Source organism: Cupriavidus taiwanensis (assembly GCF_900250075.1).
GTDB classification, from domain to species: Bacteria; Pseudomonadota; Gammaproteobacteria; order Burkholderiales; family Burkholderiaceae; genus Cupriavidus; species Cupriavidus taiwanensis_C.
Map to the genome: position 1 here is coordinate 296,094 of NZ_LT977070.1, position 21,303 is coordinate 317,396.

Annotated in this window: 16 protein-coding genes; 5 read left to right on the plus strand and 11 right to left on the minus strand. The window is 59.8% G+C overall.

The window, feature by feature from the left end; translation table 11 throughout:
* Positions 1-336 precede the first annotated feature (336 nt).
* From CBM2588_RS01305 to CBM2588_RS01330, 6 genes are all read right to left on the minus strand, one after another.
* Positions 337-3,507 (minus strand): type I restriction endonuclease subunit R, encoded by a 3,171-nt coding sequence (locus CBM2588_RS01305; RefSeq protein WP_115679026.1) that lies wholly within the window; start codon positions 3,505-3,507, stop codon positions 337-339.
* Between the two features lies 1 nt (position 3,508).
* On the minus strand, positions 3,509-4,756 hold the full coding sequence (locus tag CBM2588_RS01310) for a restriction endonuclease subunit S (RefSeq protein ID WP_115679027.1): 1,248 nt from the start codon (positions 4,754-4,756) through the stop codon (positions 3,509-3,511).
* Positions 4,753-6,309 (minus strand): type I restriction-modification system subunit M, encoded by a 1,557-nt coding sequence (locus CBM2588_RS01315; RefSeq protein ID WP_115679028.1) that lies wholly within the window; start codon positions 6,307-6,309, stop codon positions 4,753-4,755. The genes CBM2588_RS01310 and CBM2588_RS01315 overlap by 4 nt, the downstream gene beginning before the upstream one ends.
* Positions 6,310-6,584: 275 nt before the next feature.
* Positions 6,585-7,547 (minus strand): O-methyltransferase, encoded by a 963-nt coding sequence (locus tag CBM2588_RS01320; protein ID WP_147298388.1) that lies wholly within the window; start codon positions 7,545-7,547, stop codon positions 6,585-6,587.
* Entirely contained in the window at positions 7,540-8,856 is a 1,317-nt protein-coding gene (locus tag CBM2588_RS01325) for an ATP-binding protein (protein WP_115679029.1), read from the minus strand. Before CBM2588_RS01325 ends, CBM2588_RS01320 begins: the two co-directional genes overlap by 8 nt.
* On the minus strand, positions 8,853-10,001 hold the full coding sequence (locus CBM2588_RS01330; RefSeq protein WP_147298389.1) for a DNA cytosine methyltransferase: 1,149 nt from the start codon (positions 9,999-10,001) through the stop codon (positions 8,853-8,855). The genes CBM2588_RS01325 and CBM2588_RS01330 overlap by 4 nt, the downstream gene beginning before the upstream one ends.
* A gap of 171 nt (positions 10,002-10,172) precedes the next feature.
* Between CBM2588_RS01330 and CBM2588_RS01335 the strand changes: the two genes are divergently transcribed.
* Both CBM2588_RS01335 and CBM2588_RS01340 read left to right on the plus strand, forming a co-directional pair.
* On the plus strand, positions 10,173-10,580 hold the full coding sequence (locus CBM2588_RS01335) for a very short patch repair endonuclease (RefSeq protein WP_115681353.1): 408 nt from the start codon (positions 10,173-10,175) through the stop codon (positions 10,578-10,580).
* Between the two features lie 597 nt (positions 10,581-11,177).
* The gene (locus tag CBM2588_RS01340; RefSeq protein ID WP_115679031.1) at positions 11,178-11,507 is read left to right on the plus strand and encodes a DUF1484 family protein; all 330 of its coding nucleotides are present in this window, start codon (positions 11,178-11,180) and stop codon (positions 11,505-11,507) included.
* A gap of 161 nt (positions 11,508-11,668) precedes the next feature.
* Here CBM2588_RS01340 and CBM2588_RS01345 read toward each other — a convergent pair whose 3' ends face one another.
* The 3 genes from CBM2588_RS01345 to CBM2588_RS01355 all read right to left on the minus strand — a co-directional run bounded on the left by CBM2588_RS01345 (position 11,669) and on the right by CBM2588_RS01355 (position 17,158).
* Positions 11,669-14,311, minus strand: a complete 2,643-nt coding sequence (locus CBM2588_RS01345) for a bifunctional diguanylate cyclase/phosphodiesterase (RefSeq protein ID WP_115679032.1) — start codon at positions 14,309-14,311, stop codon at positions 11,669-11,671.
* A 207-nt stretch (positions 14,312-14,518) separates the two neighbouring features.
* A complete protein-coding gene (locus CBM2588_RS01350; protein WP_115679033.1) occupies positions 14,519-15,352 on the minus strand; it encodes a YdcF family protein in 834 nt (277 codons plus the stop codon).
* 27 nt (positions 15,353-15,379) lie between these two features.
* Positions 15,380-17,158 carry an SWIM zinc finger family protein gene (locus CBM2588_RS01355; RefSeq protein ID WP_115679034.1) on the minus strand — a complete coding sequence of 593 codons (1,779 nt, stop codon included), beginning with the start codon at positions 17,156-17,158 and terminating at the stop codon, positions 15,380-15,382.
* 85 nt (positions 17,159-17,243) lie between these two features.
* Between CBM2588_RS01355 and CBM2588_RS01360 the strand changes: the two genes are divergently transcribed.
* From CBM2588_RS01360 to CBM2588_RS01370, 3 genes are all read left to right on the plus strand, one after another.
* Positions 17,244-17,411 carry a hypothetical protein gene (locus CBM2588_RS01360; protein WP_172583542.1) on the plus strand — a complete coding sequence of 56 codons (168 nt, stop codon included), beginning with the start codon at positions 17,244-17,246 and terminating at the stop codon, positions 17,409-17,411.
* Positions 17,412-17,589: 178 nt separating this feature from the next.
* On the plus strand, positions 17,590-18,198 hold the full coding sequence (locus tag CBM2588_RS01365) for a DUF2778 domain-containing protein (protein WP_147298390.1): 609 nt from the start codon (positions 17,590-17,592) through the stop codon (positions 18,196-18,198).
* Between the two features lie 16 nt (positions 18,199-18,214).
* A complete protein-coding gene (locus CBM2588_RS01370) occupies positions 18,215-18,499 on the plus strand; it encodes a hypothetical protein (RefSeq protein WP_147298391.1) in 285 nt (94 codons plus the stop codon).
* A 441-nt stretch (positions 18,500-18,940) separates the two neighbouring features.
* On the opposite strand, the gene CBM2588_RS01375 is transcribed toward CBM2588_RS01370, so the two are convergent.
* The gene (locus CBM2588_RS01375) at positions 18,941-20,248 is read right to left on the minus strand and encodes an MFS transporter (RefSeq protein ID WP_115681354.1); all 1,308 of its coding nucleotides are present in this window, start codon (positions 20,246-20,248) and stop codon (positions 18,941-18,943) included.
* 119 nt (positions 20,249-20,367) lie between these two features.
* Complete coding sequence (locus CBM2588_RS01380; protein ID WP_115679036.1) at positions 20,368-21,300, minus strand: 3-keto-5-aminohexanoate cleavage protein; 933 nt, start codon at positions 21,298-21,300, stop codon at positions 20,368-20,370.
* Positions 21,301-21,303: the final 3 nt, after the last annotated feature.

The following is a 21,303-nucleotide window of genomic DNA, read 5'->3' on the forward strand; positions in this document are numbered from 1 at the left end:
GGCCGAAGAGACTCCATTCCGTGTCTTCGCCCCCCGCGTTAGCTCACGATCCAAGACCAGCACCTCACTATCCTAGCCCGCAACCGTGTTGCCTGGCGCGCTCGGGCGGAACAGCGCTATGACGTCGAAGATCTCTTTCGTTCATGCATCCCGGATGCCGTCACTTGCGATTCAAGCCTTGTGGCCGAAGCAACCCGGTAGTGGTTTGATCGTTTCGACGACGGCATTCCGGCATGATGGCTGTCGTCGCAAAAGTGACAAGAAGGCGCCCCCAAGGCTGGCCCAGCGCCGAGGTTCGGCGTGCGAGGGAGGGCCGGTGTCTGCAGCCAGAATCGATCACTGAATACGCCAGCCCTCGCTGGCATAGCGCCGCGTCACGAATTCCCACACTTGGCTGACCTTTGCGCTCCACAGCGTATCTGGATAGGGTTCCTGCGGCAAGTCGTTTAACCGCAGCCGGATTTCCGACCACACCACGCCGCGCGTTTCCTGACCGCGCAACCAGTCCACGCCGTCCACCAACTCGTGGAGCTTGGCTAACAGCGTCTTCGCCACGCGTTTTACCTCCGTCTCCTCGGCCTTGGTCAGCTTTGGCTCCGGGGTGGTAAGCAGATCGAAAATCGCCAACTCTTCCTCAGTCAGCCCTTCGCGTGTGGCTCGCTGCTCTTCCGCGGACAGACCGGCGACGAACTCCTTCAGCGCCTCGAAGAATCTTTCCACATCGATCGAGCCGGCATTGTATTCGGCGACCAGTTTTTCCAGCTTCCCGACTAGATCGACGCGAGTAGGGTTGGCCTCGGCCATTTCCTTGACCTTGTCCTCAGCCTCCTCCCGTGCGCGTTCGGCAGCGACCTTAGGGCTGGTCTCGAACAGCTTGGCCAGCTTGTCGAAGTCGATGCCGGAGAGATCGACGCGTCCTTCGGCGCCTGCACCCTCAACGATAGGCGTTAGGATCGCGACGCCTTCCAGTTTCCCGTCGAGCAGTTCGGCGATCTTCGCCTCGATGGCCGATATATCGACCGGCCCCAGCTTGGCCCTCACCGCGTCCGCCAGCATATGGAACACCGCTACCGGCTTGAGATAGGGCGCGGCCCGCTCATCTGGCAGCACCGCCTTGTAGGCCCTCGTAACCGCGCTGGCAAGCTGACCAAACTCTCTGCGCCGCTCGTCAGGTGCAACCAGCATCTCAACTGCCTTGGCAATCAGGCCGAGGCGGGAAAGCGCATCCACCGCCATGATCGCATCAGTGTCGACGCCCAGCGGCCGTGTGAAGCTCCGCGCCTGTTCCAGCGCCTCCTCCAATGCCTTGACCAGGGCTTCCTTGTCCTTGATCGGCGTTTCGTCCTTGTCCGCGCCGCCCGCGCTGCCGGCGTAAATCGCCAGCGCCCTTTGCAGATTGTTGAACACGCCCACGTAATCGACGATCACGCCGCTGGTCTTGCCGGGCGCGTTGCGGTTGGCGCGCGCGATAGTCTGCATCAAAGTGTGGTTCTTCATCGGCTTGTCGAGATAGACAGTGCCGATGCTGGGTACGTCAAAACCAGTAATCCACATCGCGCAGACGAAGACGAGCCGCAGAGGGTCGTTCTTGTCCTTGAACTTCGCCTCCAAGTCTTCCTTCTGCATCCGCTCGCGGTGAGGGAGGATATCGAGACCCTTTTTCTTGAGGTCGCCAATCTCGTTCTGGCTCTGACTGACAACCACGGCCATATCGAGCTCACGCAACCACAACAGCCGCTCGGCAATAGCGGCGCCTTCTGCCTCATGCGCAGAGTTGAGCGCCTTCTCATCCGCCGCGATCAACCGAGCGACCGCCACCTTGACGCGATCATGCATGGAAACCGCTGTTGCCTTGTCGATGGCAACGAACATTGCTTTGCCGCGATAGCCGCGCATGGCGAAGTGCAGCGCTACATCATCGGCCACCTTGTCGAGCCGGTCGGGATTGGTAATGAGCGTGTATTGCCGGCCGAATTCGCGTTGGAGCTTTTTCTCCTGCTCCTCGCTCAGCTCTACCTCATCAAGCAGCTTGTCCAGTTCCTCTTTCAATTCGTCAGCGTCGAGCTGAAGCTCTGGTTTGCGCGATTCATAGTAGAGCGGCACGGTCGCGCCATCGCGGACGGACTGGGCGAAGTCGTAGACCGAGACGTAGTCACCGAACACCTCACGAGTGCGGCTTTCCTCTCCCTGGATCAGCGGCGTGCCGGTGAAGCCGATGAAAGCAGCGTTGGGCAGCGCCGCTCGCATATTCGCTGCGAGCTGGTCATACTGGCTGCGGTGCGCCTCGTCCGTAATCACAATGATGTCGGAACGCTCGGAGAGCACCGGCATCGCCTCCCGATCAGCGGTCGAGAATTTCTGGATCAGAGTGAAGACGTAACGTTCGTTCCCCGCTAGCAATTCCCGCAGATGCGCCCGGCTATCTGCCTGCACCTGTTGCGTATCCTTGGTGAGAGCGCCAACGCTGGCAAATTGCCCGGCGATCTGGTCGTCCAGCTCCGTGCGGTCGGTCACGATCACAAAGGTGTAATTGCCGCCCAGGCGCCGCAGCACCTTTTCGGCAAACATCACCATGGAGAGAGACTTGCCAGATCCCTGCGTGTGCCAGAACACGCCGAGGCGGCCCTTGTTCTGGCTGACATGCTCGACCGCCGCCATCGCGCGGTTAACGCCCAGCACCTGATGGTATTTGCCCACCACCTTGCGGAGACCACCCGTGGCTTCATCGAACAGCAGGAAGTTTTCGACCAGGTCGAGGAATCGCGCTGGCTCGCAAGCGCCTCGCAGCATCGTCTCAAGACTCGGGTCTTCCGGGCCATCCTCATCAAGGCGTTTCCACGGCGCGAAGAAATCGAAATCGGTATGCGAGCCGCCAATCAGCGATTCATGACCGTTTGAAAGGATCACGAAGCTGTTGAAGGGGAATAGCTGCGGGACGGTGTCGCGATAATCTCGCAGGTTTTCGTCGTAGGCATTGAAGATCGGCTTGGAGAGCGCTTTCCATTCGGCATGGAGCAGCGGCAGGCCGTTGACGAAGCCGATGGTGTCAGGACGGCGTTTGTGAAGCAGCCCCTCGATCCAGACCTGACTGGCGACAAGGAAATCATTAGCCGCCACGTCGCGCCAGTCGATCGTACGGACGGTGACGGTATCGCTCTTGCCGTCCTCCGGGCGCTTGACCTCGACACGAACGCCTGCGCGCAGTAGGTGGTACAGCTCGCGATTGGCGGCAATAGGCGACAGCGCGGAACGATCCTGTGTCAACACTTCCTCGGCCTGCTTCAGAGCCTCCGCAGGCAGACCGGGGTTGAGCTTGGCCAGCGCCGCACGCAGCCGCGCGGGTAGCCAAGCCTGATGAAAGCTGGTGCGGCCCGTAGGATTATCCGGCCCCGGCTTTTCCTCCATCAAATTGACGTGCAGCCAGCCCAGTTGCTGTAGCAGCATCAGCGCCGGCTGCTCCACGGCCCCGTCTTCGGAAAACTCACTGGAGAGCGAAGGCAGTAGCATCTCAGGCGGCCTCCAGTTCCCGTTCGACCTCGGTGACTGAAAGCTGGCCGGACATTAGGCGAGGGAGAAGCAGGTCGCGTGCGGCGGCAAGGTTGGCGTTAGACTTCCGCAGTTGGTCGGCCAGCCGAAGCGTTGGCTCGGCGAAGGCCGTATAGCGCGACACCAGATCGCCTGGAGGCAACAGTACCATTGCCCGCTCGAATGTCGCGCCGGTCACGGCAGGATAGGCCGCTCCTTGGGCATTACCGACCAGATAACCCACAAATTCGTCAGTCGTGACCCATTGATAGAGATACGCGAATGTGGCTTCGCGTGCGTCCAACACGGTGAAGCCCGTGGACGCGACAATGTCTGGAGTCGGATCAAGTACCAAAGCGAAAGAGCGCCGATTAGGCCGAACGTTCGACCACAGGATGCTACCATCCCGGACCCGTCGCCGCGCACGCCCCGGAGCATCCGCAAACGACATCCGGTTGATGGCATCGATCCGGCCCGGCGAGACAGAGGCAATGTCGATATAGCCAATCTCAGCAGGTGCGCTAGCGGGCCGCAAAGAGGTGGCGTTAATAGCGGCTACGTTCGCGAGTGTATCGTACGTCCACCCCGCCGGCAGGGGGCCATCGGGAGTGTTTTCGATGGCAACGTCCTCGTGGCCGGGAAAGCGCAGGCGGGTGAACCATTCGGTGAACAGCCTCCGCGCCATCTCCTCTAGCACCGCGATCCGCCTCTGATTGACCTCGATCAGATTGTCATAAGCCCCTAAAATCCCCGCGATCCGGCATTGGGTTTCGAAGCAGTGTTTGGGAATATCGACCGCATAAATACGGGATGGCGATGTATGGCGGACTTTCGCACCGCTAGAAGTTGCCCGAATCTGCTGCCGTACGTTGCGCCAGTTGAGAACATAATAGATGTATCTCAAATTGACAGCGGCCTCAGGCTTCGATGTAATCAAGCCTAATCGCTGATTATGCAGGCATGGCTTCCCGTCAGGCACGAAAGCGGTACTACCTAGTAATCCTTCGCCCTGCTCAGTCATCGCGACTAATAGATCGCCGGGTTTGAGAACGAATGCAGCGGGCACCGGGCCGTCATAATGTTTCTGATCGGCTCTTAGCTTGAAGCCGCCCTCCTCGTAGAAGTTCCCCGGTGTGAGCAGCACGTATGGTCCGTCAGCTTGAAAATGCTGACTGGAAAATGCGAAACCGTGCTTGATTTCGATCAGATCGCCGAGTTTCTCGTAATTCACGCCGACAGCACCTCAGCAACATTCGCCGCGATCGCCGCCTGCAAACGCGTCCCCTCGGCATTCAGTCCTTCCAGCTCCTCCTGCAAAGCCTCCAGCCGCTCGCGGAAATCCTCATCCTCGACATGCTCGCCTGGCGCAACGCCGACATAGCGGCCAGGGTTCAGGCTCCAGTCCTGCGCGGCGATCTCGGCGTGGGTAGCGGCGCGGCACAGGCCGGAAATATCCTTATAGCCCTCATCCCCGAAATGCGCGGTCATCCTCGTGCCGCTGCCCGCTGCCAGTTCTGCCTCCTCGCCGCGCCACAAGCGCACGATATTTCCCAGGAACTCGATCTGGTCAGGCGTGAAGTCGCGATGGGCACGCGTCACCTGCCGGAAGATATGGCGCGCGTCGATAAACAGCACCTGGTCCTCGCGGGGGGTGCCCTTCTTCGCCTTGTCGAGGAACCACAGCGTTACTGGCAGGCTTACAGTGAAAAACATATTGGGCGAGGTGGAGATGATCACACCCACCGCCCCGCTCTCAATCAGCTTGCGTCTCATCTGCCGTTCGGTTCCGCCCGCGTCCGATGCAGAATTGGCCATCACGAAGCCGGCGCGGCCATGCTGGTTGAGCGCGGCATGGAACAGACCGATCCAAAGGTAGTTAGCGTTATTGACGCTGGGTACGCCCAGCGAAAAGCGCGCGTCCACATGCCCTGCCTCATTCACCAAGCGGGCGGTATCCACCTCTTTCTGGTTGAAGGGCGGATTGGCCATTACGAAATCGAACTTGCCCACCATCTCGTGCGGGTCTTCGTAGTAGCTACTGGCAACGCGGATATCGCCAGAAAGACCGTGGACCGCTAGATTGAGCCGGCACAGCTTCTGCGTATCGGCCATCTTCTCCACGCCATAGATACTGATGGCACGCGCGGGGTTTTCATTGTGACGCTTCACGAATTCGGCGGAATGGACGAACATGCCGCCGGAGCCGCAGGCCGGATCGAGGATGCGGCCATGAAAAGGCTCGATCACCTCGACGATCAGCTTCACTATGCTGGAGGGCGTGAAATACTCGCCGCCCTTCTGCATGAAAGCGGAAGCGAACTCGCCCATGAAATATTCGAAGATCAGGCCATAGGCGTCGCCCGCAATCGCGAGCGGTTGCAGTAGCCGCAGCAGCTCACGCAGCACCGAGTTGGGCAGAGAGCCGTAGCCCTGAGGCAGCACACCGGCGAGATCGGGATTGTGCTCGGCGATGGCCTTCATCGCCTCGTTCAACGCCACGGCCAGATTCTCTGTTTCAGGCAGGCCAAGCAGATAGGAAAAGCGAGCATGCGGCGGCAGGAAGATTGCGCCCTTCGCATGGTAATCCGGTGGTGTGGGATTGCCGAGCCGCCCGCCGCGGGGCAGCTCAGAATCAACGACATCGAATCGCGCTTCCATCTGGCGCAGAGCAATTAGCGCCAGTACTGGCTGCGCATACTGATCCGGCCTCAACTCGGTATTGGTCCAAAGCTGGTTCGCCGTGGCGAATAAGCGCCGAGAAAGGTCTTGAAGATCAACTGCCAATGTTTACCTCCGGGTGGTCATACGCTATCCAGTAACCCAATTTCGACTGACGCGCACAGCGATTATATCAATGCCGTGTATATGCGACTGAGTAGCTTCGTTGCATCTGCGCAAGGACACATCTTCTGTCTACAGGGAGAGCACAGATGTTTCGCCTCACTCACGTTGAATACGCTACGGCGGTTCATTTCCAATACAATAGTTATATATCACGAGCTCGCTGAGCATACCTCCGGAAGAACTCAATCAAGGTCGCCGGACCGCGTAACTTGGGGTTAAGTGATTTCCGGAATAGAAAATACCGGCCAGAACCGACGCAGAGCAAGGTATTTTTCCACCTCGCTTGGAGGCAGTGGCAATTCAGGCTTCTCCGGTTTCCCTCCGACGAAGCGCCGGCGATTCAGCTCACGTACTTCGGCGTTGGTGATGCGGGGTATCTCGATTCGGAACGGCGTCGAATCTGCTCTATAATGCGGCAGCATGTGAAAAGCACATCGCTCATGAAACATTCGGTCCTCTTTCCCATAAAATACCCATCCAAGGGTCAACATTTCTGCATCATCCTTGTATGTCATGAAAAAGACTTGCTGACCTATAAGCTGACCATCCGGCGCCACTCCTGCATTTCGCATCGCTAGTGCCGACTTAACTTCATTATTAAGAATTTCATGAAAGACAGCAGGAACCTCTTTCACAGGTAGATTCTTCGCGCCTTGGTATCTTGCGGGAATGCGTTCAGGGCCAACGCGTTCACTGAGTATATCTAGTCGACTTTTCGCGGCTTCTTCCTCGTCCTTTAGGTCGGCATTTATCGATACGAAAAACATTGACCCTGACTTGACCTTGGCGGGCACTAATTCGACGTCTCGCAGCACCGACATTGTAAGGGGGCCATCATAGTCCAGCCATAATATGGTTCGTGAGTCCCAGTTCAGTTTTGGTAAAACAGTCGTGCTATTGCCGAACTGAAGCTCAACATTGCCAAAAGGTCGATTAAAATGAAATCGATCTTTAATCGTTGGATCCGATGTGTCCTCTATGCTGACCATCGAATGAAAACCGCATGTTGAATGAAAGAGGGAAAAGTCAGAAAAATAGACCGAGCCCATTCCCACGTATTGATATTGGTCCAGCGGCTGAAATGCGTGAAGCCGTAAAAGATATTCCACCATCAAACGCCTCTCAACTGCTTTCGCTGGGCGCAGTCGATAATCTATCTTCCGGTAGCTGTTAGCCATCAAGCCCCTCATTCTGCATAAAATATTCGAACGTCTTTTCGCCGACTTCTCTGTTACTGGTCGCGCCGAGGGCTTCCTTAATTAGATTAACATGGTCCGCGGACCTTACATAACTGATTCGCACCGGCTTTGGCGACTGAGGGCGAGGTACGGCGTTGGCTATAAAGCTCTCATTCGCGGAGAGTTCAGCGACTCTTTTCGGCTTGGCGTCATCTATTAAAGCCGTAAGCTGACCTGGCTCGTTATTTTCGTTATCCAAAGAATTCAAAAATCCGATGACCTGCCTTAACGTGCTGGTGATCTCTGAAAAAACTCTGCGATACACCGCCGTTTCTGTGTCCAGACTCGTCTTGGTCGTATTCCATGGAAGCACATCGTGTGCGGCGGAGTCGAAGTAGACATATCCCCTAAATCGCCGGAACTGCCAATGGGGCTTTGGCGTTCTTTCTCCACCGTCAAGCTCGGTGTTCCACCCCGTTTTTTCGGTCTTTTCCGCGCGCTCGATCTGACGGCCATTGCAATATATATACCATCCCGCATCGGTTAAGCTCGGTTCAGAGACTCCCGCGATTATGCGAACAGATACGATTTTTCCATCGATATCAATCTCGCGTGCTTTGAAGATGGGTTGTAGATCCTCGGAGGCTAAGAGATAGGCTTCTTTCGCCAAAATGGGAATCCGATTGACGATAATTTGAAGGCCACGAGTCAAGCTCTCCGCGTGAGCCTGTCGCAGGGTGTTTGACAATCGAGAATGGAAGGCTGCGCTAGCTAGTTCTTGCGCTGCAAACGGATATAGACGGTTTACCGTAATTTCTGTGCCTGCTGCGTGCCCAGTAGCATTGTTGCCTGTTTCCTCAAACTCAAAGCTCCAGGATTCGGGGTTGGCGTCATCACCATTCTCCCAGTCATCGACATCCACTTTGATAGAAAAATTATCATTCGTGGTATTCGATTTGATTGAAAACTCTCTCCCCAACTTAAATAGCGCGCGCTTCATTCCGACGCCAAACTCTCCGACGGTGCCGGGGGTGACGGGGGCATTTGCTGGGCGGCCGAATCGGAAAGCATTCTTTTGTGCCTGATCTATTGTTATTCCGCCTGCGTTATCCTTGATGTGAAAATGATTCCCAGAGAAATCGACCTCAATAACTGTGTTATGTATTGCATCCTGACCAAGGCGGGATCTTGCAGCATCGACGCTGTTATCCACTAACTCCACGATTGCGTCCAGGAGGTTGATATCCTTCACCAGAACTGAGATGAAGAATTTCTTGGTCGGAGCGGCCGATACAATGTTATTTTTCATTGCATTTCACTTTCAAAAAGGCAGCGGAAGACATTTTTAAGCACGCTTTCGGATACTAACGGACTGACGCTATTTCCAATCTGTCGAAAGGCATGCCACTTCGTGTTATCGAACTGAAACCAGTCGGGAAATCCTTGCAGTCGTGCGGCCTCTCTTGGCGTAATTACGCGCGGTCTAAGGTAGTGAATAGGGCGAACTGCTTGAAATGACCCTTTCTCTGGGCCTGTGCCTGCCCGAAGCGTGGGGCAGTATCCTCCCGGATCAAGTTTGACCGATTTGGTTTTGGGGTCCTGTTCCCCGTATTCGAGTTTGGCATATCTAGATTCCAGCTCTGGCGAATGAAGGGTGCCGAGACATCCAGTGACGATACTTTTCTCCTCATATAATTCGAGGGAGTGAGCATCGCCGACTTTTTCGGGAACCCTATTTGTGACCGACTCGAAGAAGTGGCCCACACGTTTTACCGAAACTTTCCTGCGCCCGTTTCGCGGGGAAATTATTGGTGGAACATCGACTGGTAGCCCGTCCAGTGCATGTCGAACAACGGGCGCCTTTTCCAAATCGAGGTGATCCCAAAAATCATCGATGCCGTAGGCTACATCGGCTCGGAATCCAACAATAATGACGCGTTGGCGAACAGTCGGTGCGCCGACTTCGTTGGCTCGAAGCTTTCGTGGGGGAAGCACGCGGTAGATGCCATCGAGTTGACTGAGGGCGAAGTCGAGTATATCTTTGTTGCGTTCTGAGAGCACGCCTGGAACATTCTCCATAACGAACGCTTTTGGTCGAAGCTCCGAAATCAGTCTAAAATAGTGTGTTACTAATTGATTTCTAATATCGGAAGGTTCTTTCTTCCCAATGGAGCTAAACCCTTGGCACGGCGGCCCACCCGTAATAACGTCTATTTGACCTGAAAGCAGACCAGCTTCTTTGTAGATATCCCCGGCACTCGTGGTTGATATGTCAAGAGCAAGATCTTTGCAGTGCGGGAAGTTGGTCTTGTGCGCTTTAAGAGCGCGTTGATCGAAATCAATTCCGGCCATAACATCAAAACCGGCGCGAGCCGCTCCGAGGCTCATGCCTCCGGCCCCGCAAAACAAATCTAAAAGTTGTGGCCTATGCATTTTTTCTTGGCTATAAGGCACTTAAGGCCGCTTCAAAGTTATTTAATTGGGTGCGCTCGATTCAGTCAGCCGCCGCAAGTGTAGAGCGCGAAGCGGCGCAGGCGCCGCCCTAGTATACGGGTGTTGCGCATGTTCTGCGCGGTACATTTGGTAGGGTGCTTAAGTTCGACGGCACAGCTGATGGAGAGCAACATGGCTGATGACCGAAGTCGGGAAAAGCGGCGACTGGCTATGCAGGCCGTGCGCCAGGTTGACACGGCGCCTGAGCTTATCGTTCGCCGTCTTTTACACTCGCTGGGCTACCGCTATCGCCTTCATCGGCGGGATCTGCCTGGGACGCCCGACATCGTCTTCCCAAGCAGAAAAAAAGTCATCTTCGTGCATGGCTGTTTTTGGCACGGGCATGAGTGCCGTAGAGGACAGTTGCCGAAGTCGCGCGTTGAGTACTGGGCCCCCAAGCTTAAAGCCAATCAACTAAGGGACGAGCGAGTGGCGATGGAGTTACGTTGCGCGGGATGGGAGGTATTAGTGGTTTGGCAATGCATGCTCGCCGACGACGAACGCTTACAGGAGCTTCTATGTGACTTCCTAGCAGCGTGACGTCGGCAATGGTTGTGCGGGGCTCCGATGCAAACTAAATTGGCCCGGATCCTTACGCGAAAGTTGCCCCAGCTGATTCACCTCGAATCAAAGCAACCAAAAGAAGCGGCGGGTACGGATCGCTCGCTTCCTTAACCTACTCTTCCGGCGCGATTTTCCCATCCTGCTGCAATTGCGGTTTTCCGCACGCTGACCGCAAGCCAGTACTTCCGAGAATCAATTTATCCCTAGACAGCTCAACGAAGCGACCATGGGTCCCCTGGTATGCATAGGCAGCCCTACTTTCATTCAGCTCATGATGACCCAAATGGACACTTTGAGAGTTTGGTGCATTGTTCCCTGTCGATAGCCGTTGGAAACTGACAGCGTCGCCACACCAATGGTCGACCAGGTTTGACAGCCTGACCAACACACCGGACGAGCCGCGAAGCGGTATGCTCTCGTCTTTCGCCAACGCACGCCCGTACGGGCGGGCCGCGGTGGGGGAGCCTCTGGGCTCGCCGGTTCGTGTGTGCCGGTCTGTCAACCCTGCCCCGTGCTCGCCCACCCGATTGACAGCGGACGGCGAGCCTCCATCTCTTACACACGGAGGTCGCAATGACTAGCACCACCCCGGCTCCCCAAGAGCCCACCCTCGCCCAAAAACAAGCCCAACTAGCCGAAAACCTGGCCAAAGTCGATCGCGCCCAGTTCCGCCGCCGCGCCAAGGCTCCTCCACCGCTACCCAGCAAAGCCGTCACCCTCGAGGACCACATCCTCGAAGTCAGCGACGACCTTCTGCGCGTCAGCGCAGGCTTCCAGTCAGTCCTGACCTTGCTGGACCTGCAGGCCGGCGATATCCCTGACAGCATCGGCCTGCACGCCCTGATTTCGCCGCTCAAGCGGCAGATCGACCGGTGCGCTGATCGCCTGCAGGCGCTTGCGTGACGAGGGAGAGGCCTGCGCAATGCAAGCCTGCAGTAAAACGGCGCGAGCTGGTCTCGCGCCGTTCTGGTTGTGGCCTGTAGGTTGTGCTGCAAGTTGATGTTTCGGTGTCCAGCCAAGCTCAAGCCGCGATCACCGAAACCTACTGAAGGACGCCACCTGCCTCAAGTCACCGCACTCACAAACGCCTCGAACGCCCTAGCCTCCACCGGCCGACAAAAGAAGTGCCCTTGCCCATAATCGCAGCCAGCAGCCACCAGAATGTCCCGCTGCGACTCCGTCTCCACACCCTCCGCAATCACCCGTATGCGCAGTGCATGCGCCATGCTGATAATGGCGTGGCACAACGCCACGTCGTCCGGCCCCCGCGTCAGCGAGCGGATGAAGGACTGGTCGATCTTGATGTAGTCGATGTCCAGGCGCCGCAGGTACGACAAGGACGAGTAGCCGGTGCCGAAGTCGTCGAGTGCAATCTCGATGCCGGCCGCCTGGAAGCGGGAGAGCTGGTCCATGACATCGGCGTTCTGCTCCATCAGCGAGCCTTCGGTGATCTCGATGACCAGGCTGCCCACCGGCACGTTCCTGCGCTCGATCATGCTGGACCAGGACTCGGGCCCGCTCGCAGGGGCGCTGAACTCCACGGGTGATTTGTTGACCGAGATCTGGAAGTCCTTGCCCAGCAGCACCTGCCAGCGCGCAAGCTGGTCCAGCGCTTCCGTCAGCACCCAGCGGCCGATGTCGATGATGAGGCCGGATTCTTCCGCCACGGCAATGAAATCGGCCGGGCGGATCGGCCCGCGCACCGGATGGTCCCAGCGGATCAGGGCCTCGGCCTTGCAGACCTTGCCCGTGCGCAGATCGACAATGGGCTGGTAGTGCAGCGCGAACTGCCCGGACGCCAGCGCCGTGCGCAGGTCCTGCGTGATGCGCAGGCGCTCCCGCTCCACCTGCAGCAGCGCTTGCGAGAAGACCTTCCAGCGATTGCGGCCCTCTGCCTTGGCGGCAAACATCGCCTGGTCGGCGCACACCAGCAGGGCCTCGGCGTTGTCGGCGTCCCTGGGCCAGGTCGCCACGCCGATGCTGGCCGACACCACCACCAGCTCGCCGGCCAGGCGGTAAGGCGCGGCAATCCGCTGCAGGATCGCCTGGGCAATGTCCCCGGCAACGCCGGCATCGCCCACCGCGGGCAGGATCACGGTGAACTCGTCGCCGGCCAGCCGCGCCACGGTATCTGTCGCGCGCACCGATGCCGCAATGCGCCGCGCCGCCTCCAGCAGCAACTGGTCGCCCTGGTCGTGGCCGAGGGTATCGTTCACCTCCTTGAAGCGATCCAGGTCGATGAACAGCAGCGTCACCGCATCCTGCGTGCCGCGCGAACGCCCGATCTCCTGCTCCAGCCGGTCAAAGAACAGGCGGCGGTTGGGCAGGTCCGTGAGCGCATCGAAATTGGCCTGGTGCCGGATGACTTCCTCCGCCTGGCGCTTCTCGGTCATGTCATGGATCAGCGCAACGCGGCAGCGCTCGCCATACGCGTGGGCCAGGTAGGTATCCACGGTCAGGTAGGCGGGAAACTCGCTGCCGTCCTTGCGGCGGATAAAGAGTTCGCCGCTCCATCTGCCCGTGGCTGCCACGGTGGCCCGCAGGCGTTCGACCAGCCCTGCCGCATTGCCTGCCCCGCTGATGCCATAGCCCGGGCGGCCCCGGATCTCCTGGGCGGTATAGCCGGTGGCGGCGGCAAAGGCCGGATTCACGTCGATGATGGTGCCATCGAGCGACGTCACCACCATGGCCTCGCTGCTGGACGAATAGACCAGCGAAGCCAGCCGCATTTCCTCCATATGGCGCCGTCGCTCCGCCATGGAGCGGCGCAGGCTGTAGTACAACAGCGCAAGCAGCAGCGTGGAAGCCATGGCGCCGGCCAGGGCTACGCGGCGATAGACCTCGTAGGGCGCCAGCACCAGGCTGACCGCCTCGCCCACCACGAAATTGAGCCCGAACTCCGGCAAACGGTAATAGCCGAAGACCCGCTCCACGCCTTCGGAGCCCGACACCGCCCGATAACTACCGGTCGGGGGCGACCCGCTGGCGAGGTACGGCCTGTTGCTGACCGCCCTGGCCAGCGTACCCTCCAGCGCCGGCACGCGCGCAAGGACCATGCCGGAAGTCTTGATGACCGACGCCACTTCGCCATCGCGGTCAGTGAAGGTCTGCGCAAAGCTGGCGAACTGCTCCGGACTGACCGAGACCACGATGACCCCGTCGAAGCTGCCCGCGCGCAGGATGGGGCGCGTGAACTGGATCGACCATTTGCGCGAGACCTTGCCCTTCACCGGGTCGCTGATGAACAGCATGTCGCGCCCGCCCGCGTTCTGGTGGACCCGGAAATGCTCGCGCCCGCTCAGGTCGACCTTCTCACTGGGTGCAGGCCCGGCGATGGACGAGTAGATGAGCAGGCCATGCTTGTCGATCACCGACACCTGGAACGACAGGTCCACCACCAGGTTCTGCCGCTCACGCACCATCTCGATGAACCCCGGCTGGCCGGCCAGCCAGCTGGCCCGCAGGTCCAGCAGGAACTCGGACAGCCGCAGGATGCTGGATTTCGAGTACGCGCCGAACGCCTGGGCCTGGGCCTGGGTACGCTTCGCGGCGTCGTGCAGCAAGCGGTCCCGCTCGCTCACGAGCTGAAACGCCGCGAACGCCCATGTTGCAATCAGCCACGCCGCCGCCGCCAGGTTCAACGGGGAAAAGACCGCGCGCAGGCGCTGCAGCGCCTTGTCATAGCGGGTGGTCGGGCGTTCTGGCATCAAATGGGTATCGCAGTGCAGCGAAGTGGATTGACATCCATAGCAGGCTAGTCGAGGTCAGCGAACCCGACAAGCAGGACGCACTTTAGTCCTGTGCTCAGCGGGTGGAGCCGGGTTGGAGTGAGGCGAAAGCGTCACGTCGCGATCATGCTCCGGTCGCGAATGCGATAGGAAAAGGATGTGCGGTACGACATGGACGCAGAAGCCTCAATACTCCCTCAACACCCATCCGCTGATCGCTGCGAAGTACTCGCGAAGCCAGGCGTTATATCGAAGGTAGATCGGCGTTGCAGCCCCGACTCCGGCGACTTTGCCGAAGCCAGCCTTCCCGGCAATCTGCACCGCCCGCCGTATATGGAAGTCGCTGGTCACCACCACAACGGCGTCGGTGGCACCGACGCCCTGCCCCTCCAGCAACCGCCGGCTGAATACCAGGTTCTCCTCGGTACTGGTACTGCGTCCTTCGCGAATCACCCTGTCCGCCGCTATCCCCCATGCAACGAGGTAATCGGCCATGATGTCCGCCTCGACACACTGCAGCCCAAAGTCCTGCCCACCGCTCACAACGACCTTGGCGTCCGGCCACCTTCGCGCCTGCGCCAGTCCCTGATCCAGCCGCGCAATCAACGTTGGCGACGCCTTGCAGTTAGGGGTACCAGATCCAAGAATGATGATCGCCTTTACCGCCGTCTCCGCGGGTACGGAAGCGCCCATGCCGCTGCGGATGCCATAAAAGAACACGCCGACCGTGACCAGCCACGCAGCAAACGCAAGCCATCCAGCACGCCAAAGCCACTGCCGCCGCCGATCCGCCTTCCGCCATCGCGCCACGCCATTCCAGCACAACGCGAGCAGCAGGAACACGGTGCCGATGCACGCCGGCAACGTGATGCCGAAGTTGAACAAGCCCATCCCCATCAGTGCGACGGCATCGCCGAGCAGCACGGCGCCAAACAGCGCCAGGGCAAGGCGTATCCATCGGGTGCTTCGTTTCACTGCGGGGTTCTCAAGGTAGTTGGTTGTTGGATTATCCAACGGCATATTTCAGCTTAGTTACCGACACGAAACTCAGGATAACTTGTCGAGCAACTTGATGAAGTTGCGCTTCGCGCGATAGGTGTCGCGGATCGCTTCCAGCTCTCTGGCAAACTCGGCGCGCTCGCCCAGTTTTGCCCGCAGGCTTCCGATGGCGCGCACGATTTCGAATGCATCGTCATAGCGCGCGTTGCGCGTGCCGCTGTCGGCAGCGACCGGCAGCAGCTGGTGATAGAGGGCAATCGCGTCATGGGGATGCGTTCTGGCGCGGAATTCCGCCATCCGGGGCCACAGTTGCGTCGCCACCGGGCCGCCGATGAAGACGTCCCAGGCTGCATCGCCCTTGTCTTCTGAGAGGAAGAGCTTAACGAGTTCAGCGCGCGTTGGCTTCTCCCAGTCTCGGCGCTTCGATTTTCCGGGCGACTCCTCCTTCTTGACGAGCGCCCACAGATGCGCCAATGCACGCTCCCGGATCGCATCATGCCGATCGATGGCCGTAGCGACCTTCATCAGGGCCGCAAACCTGTCTGCCGTGGGATGCATAGCGAAGCGCCGCCAGGCGAGCGCAGCAGCCTGGTCGGAATCGCCGCGGCGCAGATTCGCGTCGACACAAAAGTCGAGCAGGCGCAGATCGACATGCCTGCTGGGTTCAGCAAGGCCACGCTCGGCCCACGCTAGGCCCTCGTCCGGCCGGCCGTGCTTCATGCAAACTTCTGCGATCTGGAGAAAGCGGTACGGAACCGACAGATCCTTGGAGAGAATCCGGATCAATGCATCAACGTCACCGTCAAGCTCCGCCAGGCTTTGCATGGCGTGCTCGATCCGCATCCGGTCAGCATCGATTGGCTGATACCCTTCCTTGCCGGGAGGCAGCGGCGCGAGAGCTTCCCAAGCCTCGCTCACCAGTTCTCGGTAGCGGTTCAATCCACTCTCGTCCATAGGTTCTGCGTAAGCGGGCAAGACATCGAAGAACGTATCCCGCTCACCTTCCATCTGCAGCCGGAACAGCCGCTCCGCAAGGCTCACAGGGTGGGGGCGGGTCTGCAGGCATGCGTCGAGGTGGACATCTGCCAGCGCCATGATGCCCGGCATCACGCCGCCGCCGGAATCATCGATCTGGTTAAGACTGTTTTCGGCGCCGGCAATTCCCAGTTCAGCAAGTTCGACCACTTGCGCGGCGTGCGGTCCGGCAAGCCTCTGGCGCAATGTATTTGCCAGGGACATCAGGTTGCTGCCATAGTCGTCGGCCTCCCTCCAGTCCAGTGGCCGGGTAATGCGCGTGGCCTGGCGCACGGCGGCTCTCATGCCCGGCAAATCAGACGCCTGCTCCGAGCGCGCGGCGATCAGCAGCTTGTCGCGTAAGCTCCGGTCATGCTCGACGGCTTCCAGCAGCAGTTCCTGCAGCGCGTCCTTGTCCAGCGTCGCCACGTATTCGCGGATCACCTCTCCGTATGTCTTGCGCTTCTTGCGTGGTTTTTTCTCGCGGGTGGGCTCTTCGGGATGGAACACCTCTGCGCCGGAGTTTTCGAGCCAGGCGAGTGCAACGGCTACCGCGTGCTTGCAGAAAATGCCCTGGTCGCCTACTGGACAGTTGCAGTCATGGGCAAGCCGGCCATTGACAGAGACGGCCAGCTCGACGCTGTAGCGGTGCGTTCCGCTTACGGTGGCGCGAACAGCGCCATCCTGTTCCTCGAGGCGGGACACGGCACCGTCATGGAAATAGGCCATGCCGCGCTCGAATGATCCGGTATCGGCCTGCGTCCGGACTGTGGCGAGGGTGAGAATTTCTGTGAGTGTTGCAGGTGCGGACATGGACGGAGGCATCCCATTGAGGGTATGCCGCGACGGACGGTGGATTGATGCGATGATACCTGTCCAGTCGCAACCGATGCGGGCCATGTCGGGACTGACCGATGCGTCACGGATTGCCTGCGCCGGCTCCCTTCCAAATGCCGGCAATCATCAACGCCTGCGCTTCCCCAACCAACTCTGCGATAACGGCGCGCGCCGCCGGGTCTGCCATGCGCGCACGCCGTTGTCCCACCCCATGCTCGATGTCGCGTGATCGAAAAGGCCGCCATTTTGGCGTGCTTTGCCTGCAGGCCGTCGTACACGGAGTGCGGCTCTTCAAGCAAAATCAGGAACGGCCTATTGTCAGTCATCACGGCTTACTCCCCAATGGAGGTGCGTAATGAGCGCATCAGTCGTTCGAGGACCTATCCCATGGAGAGGAAAGCATGCGAATGAGTGCGGAGGAAATCTGTGATGTGATTAATCGCAATCCAGGCTTGCAATTGGAACTAAGATCCATTGCCCAGTGGCAAGCAGGCTGGACTTACGATCTGTCTATCCACAATCTGGTCCGACTGCTGAACCTCGAAGAGACGGCTCGCCGTATTGATATGCGAGAGGCGTCTCTGCTCTTCAATGGCGTAACGCTGGTGTGGTTGGAAAGTGGCAGAATTTATCGACAATGGCCAGCCACTTCCGGCAAGCGTGGATATTCCGGGCCCGAGCATCAGGCAGAACGGAATTTGGGCCCGATTCCGGCCGGTCGCTACAAGGCGCGCCAAGGAAGAATGGAAAGATGGGATGACACCGGCTTCGTAGCGAAGCTCCTGGCGATAGTCAAGCGAGGGCCATTCCCCTCTGGTCCCATCGCATGGGGGCATCACCGTGTCTGGCTCGAGCCCCTTCCAGGGACGCAAACCTACGGTCGGTCCAATTTCTCCATTCACGGCGGCTGGGTGCCCGGATCCATCGGCTGCATCGATTTGACGAATTCGATGGACAGCTTCATCGGTGAGTTTATCTATTATGCAAAGGACATGGATCTTGCGGTCACGTATTGAATGGGTGGCGTCCGGAATGCTCCTCGCGATGATGGTAATCATCGCGATTGATACTTGGCAGGCATGGCATTCACCCCAGCACTATCCGTTTGGCGCCGAGGGGCCTGTGGCAGCTCTTTGGGCGTACCAGTCGCAGCAAAGCTACCTGATTGCATCAGGACTTGCGCTCGCCTCCTGCTGCATCGCGATGATGGGGATCTGGTTGCGCCACGCGCCGAGATGGCTTCGTTGGCTATGTGTTGCACCACTTCTAGCTATGGCGGTGCTTACGGTCTATGAGTGGGTCATCACGTTCGAATGAAAACCCAGCCAATGGCGTAACAGGCCGCGAGGTCCGCGTGGATCGCACCGGCGCTAACGTAACCCAGTCACCGGATGAGCAGCGGGGAAAAGCAAACGGCGCGAGCCAACTGGTCTCGCGCCGTTTGCCTTCACTAACACCCCCCAGCGCCCGCGCCGCCACCAGGTAAGCCACCACCTTCACCGCAACGCCCCAAACGCCCACAGCAAAAACATCGCAAACGTAGCGTTGTGCTGAATGCTCGACGACAACGTCAGCGAGAACCCCAACATCGCCCCACCGAGCCGGAGCGCCCGGAGCTGTCCGGGCGCTGCGAATCCTGCCTTGAGCGCAAGCCGGATCCCTCAAGGCACATGGAAATCGCTGGTCATCACCAGAATCGGATTTTTATTTCCGAGTGCCATCGCTCCGTGCGCGGCAACCTGACGCTTGGCATCTCTGTCATCGCTCCTGCCCCTGCCGCAACGCAGGCGCCACCGCACACGCGACCAATAGCAGCGCAGCCATGATGATCAGTCCATTACGCGTGCTACCGGTCGCTTGTTCGATCAGCCCCATCACCGACGGCCCGATGAATCCCCCAATCAGCCCGCAGGTATTGATCAGCGCCAGCCCGCCCGCCAGCGCTACACCCTTGAGGCGCGACGACGGAAACAGGAACACGATCGACTGCACCACAAAGAACATCAGCGCGGTCAGCGAGAAGCCCACCAGCGCCATCACCGGGCCGGCAAAGGCGGCGATCAGCAGGCCGCCAGCCATCACGGCCAGTCCCAGGCACAGCAGTCGGCGGCCGCGGCCCGGGGTGTTGGCGTGGCGGGGCAGCCAGGCGGCGCCGATGGCGGCAGCGATCCAAGGCAGGGAATTGAGCAGGCCGATCTCCACGGACGTCAGCTTGCCGTAGGTGCCGATGATGCCCGGCAGGAAGAAGATCACCGTGTAGATCGAGATCTGGTGGCAGAAGTAGATGAAGATCGCCAGCCACACCTGCGGGTCGCGCATGGCGCCCAGGAACGAATGGCCGGCCTTGCCGGTGCTGGCATCGGCGGCTTCCGCGGCAAGGCGGCTGCGCACGGCCTGGGCTTGCGCAGGCGTCAGCCATGGCGCGCTGTCCGGTCCGTCGGGCAGCTTCTTCCAGACTACGGCGGCCAGGAACACGGCCGGCAGGCCTTCGAGCACGAACATCCATTGCCAGCCCTTGAAGCCCCAGATGCCGTCCATGGCCAGCAGCGCGCCGCCCAGCGGGCCGCTGACGATGTTGGCGATGCAGACACCCAGCAGGAAGTAGCCCACCGCCCGCGCGCGGTCTTCGCGGCCGAACCAGTAGGTCAGGTAGAGCATCACGCCGGGGAAAAGTCCCGCCTCGGCCGCGCCAAGCAGCACGCGCATGATGTAGAAGGACGTCTCGCCCTGGACAAAGGCCATTGCCGCCGACGGCAGGCCCCACGTCACCATGATGCGCGTGATCCAGAAGCGGGCGCCGACCCGATGCATGATCAGGTTGCTCGGGATTTCCAGGAAGGCGTAGCTGAGGAAGAACAGGCCGGCGCCCAGCCCGTAGGCCGCGGCCGAGATGTTCAGGTCGACCGCGATGTGGGTCTTGGCCAGCGCGATATTGGTGCGGTCCAGGAAGCTGATCACGTACGACAGCACCAGCAAGGGCATGAGCTTGCGGAACAGTAGCGCGGTCAGCGGGCGGTCGGTCGGCGCGGCCAGCGGCGGTGCGCCCGAGGCGGGTACGGTCTGCATGTGCGTAGTCTCCATCGGCCGATACGGCGCGGCGCCCGTGGCGCGGGCTTGCCATTCGGCCTGGTTGATGTCTTCGGTGATCGATGCCTGCCCGGGCCGCGCCATGGCGGCCCGGCGGTTCAGAACGCGGTGCCTGCTGCGCCCTTGAGGTCGAGGATGTCGCGGGCTTCGTCGGGCGTGGCGACGTCGATGTTCAGCGCTTCCAGCACGGTGCGGATGCGCTTGACCTGCTCGGCGCTGGACGCGGCCAGCTGGCCCGGGCCGATCCACAGCGAATCCTCCAGGCCGACGCGCACGTTGGCGCCCATCGCCGCGCCGATGGTGGCCAGCGGGATCTGGTTGCGGCCGGCTCCCAGGATCGACCAGCGGAACTGGTCGCCGAACAGGCGCTGCGCGGTGCGGTGCATGTGCATCAGGTCTTCGGGATCGGGGCCGATGCCGCCCAGGATGCCGAACACCGATTGGATGAACACCGGACCCTTGACCAGCCCACGGTCAAGGAAGTGGCGCAGGTTGTAGAGATGGCTGATGTCATAGCACTCGAACTCGAAGCGCGTGCCGTTGGCATTGCCGATGCGCAGAATGTTCTCGATGTCCTGGTAGGTGTTCTTGAAGATCAGGTTGCGGCTGTTCTCCAGGTGCTCGCGCTCCCAGTCGTGACGGAAATCCTTGAAGCGCTCCAGCATCGGGAACAGGCCGAAGTTCATCGAACCCATGTTCAGCGAAGCCAGCTCCGGCTTGAAGGTGGTGGCCGGCAGCATGCGTTCCTCGACGGTCATGTGCGGGCTGCCGCCGGTGGTGATATTGATCACGGCATCGGTCTCGGCGCGGATCCTGGCAAGGAACGGCCGGAACAGCTCCGGATCCTGCGACGGGCGTCCGTCCTTGGGATCGCGGGCGTGCAGGTGCAGGATGGCGGCGCCGGCGCGTGCCGCGTCGATGGCGGCGGTGGCGATCTCGTCGGCAGTCACCGGCAAATGGGGCGACATGCTGGGCGTGTGGATCGCGCCGGTCGGGGCGCAGGTGATGATGGCTTTTGCTCGCTTGGCCATGGT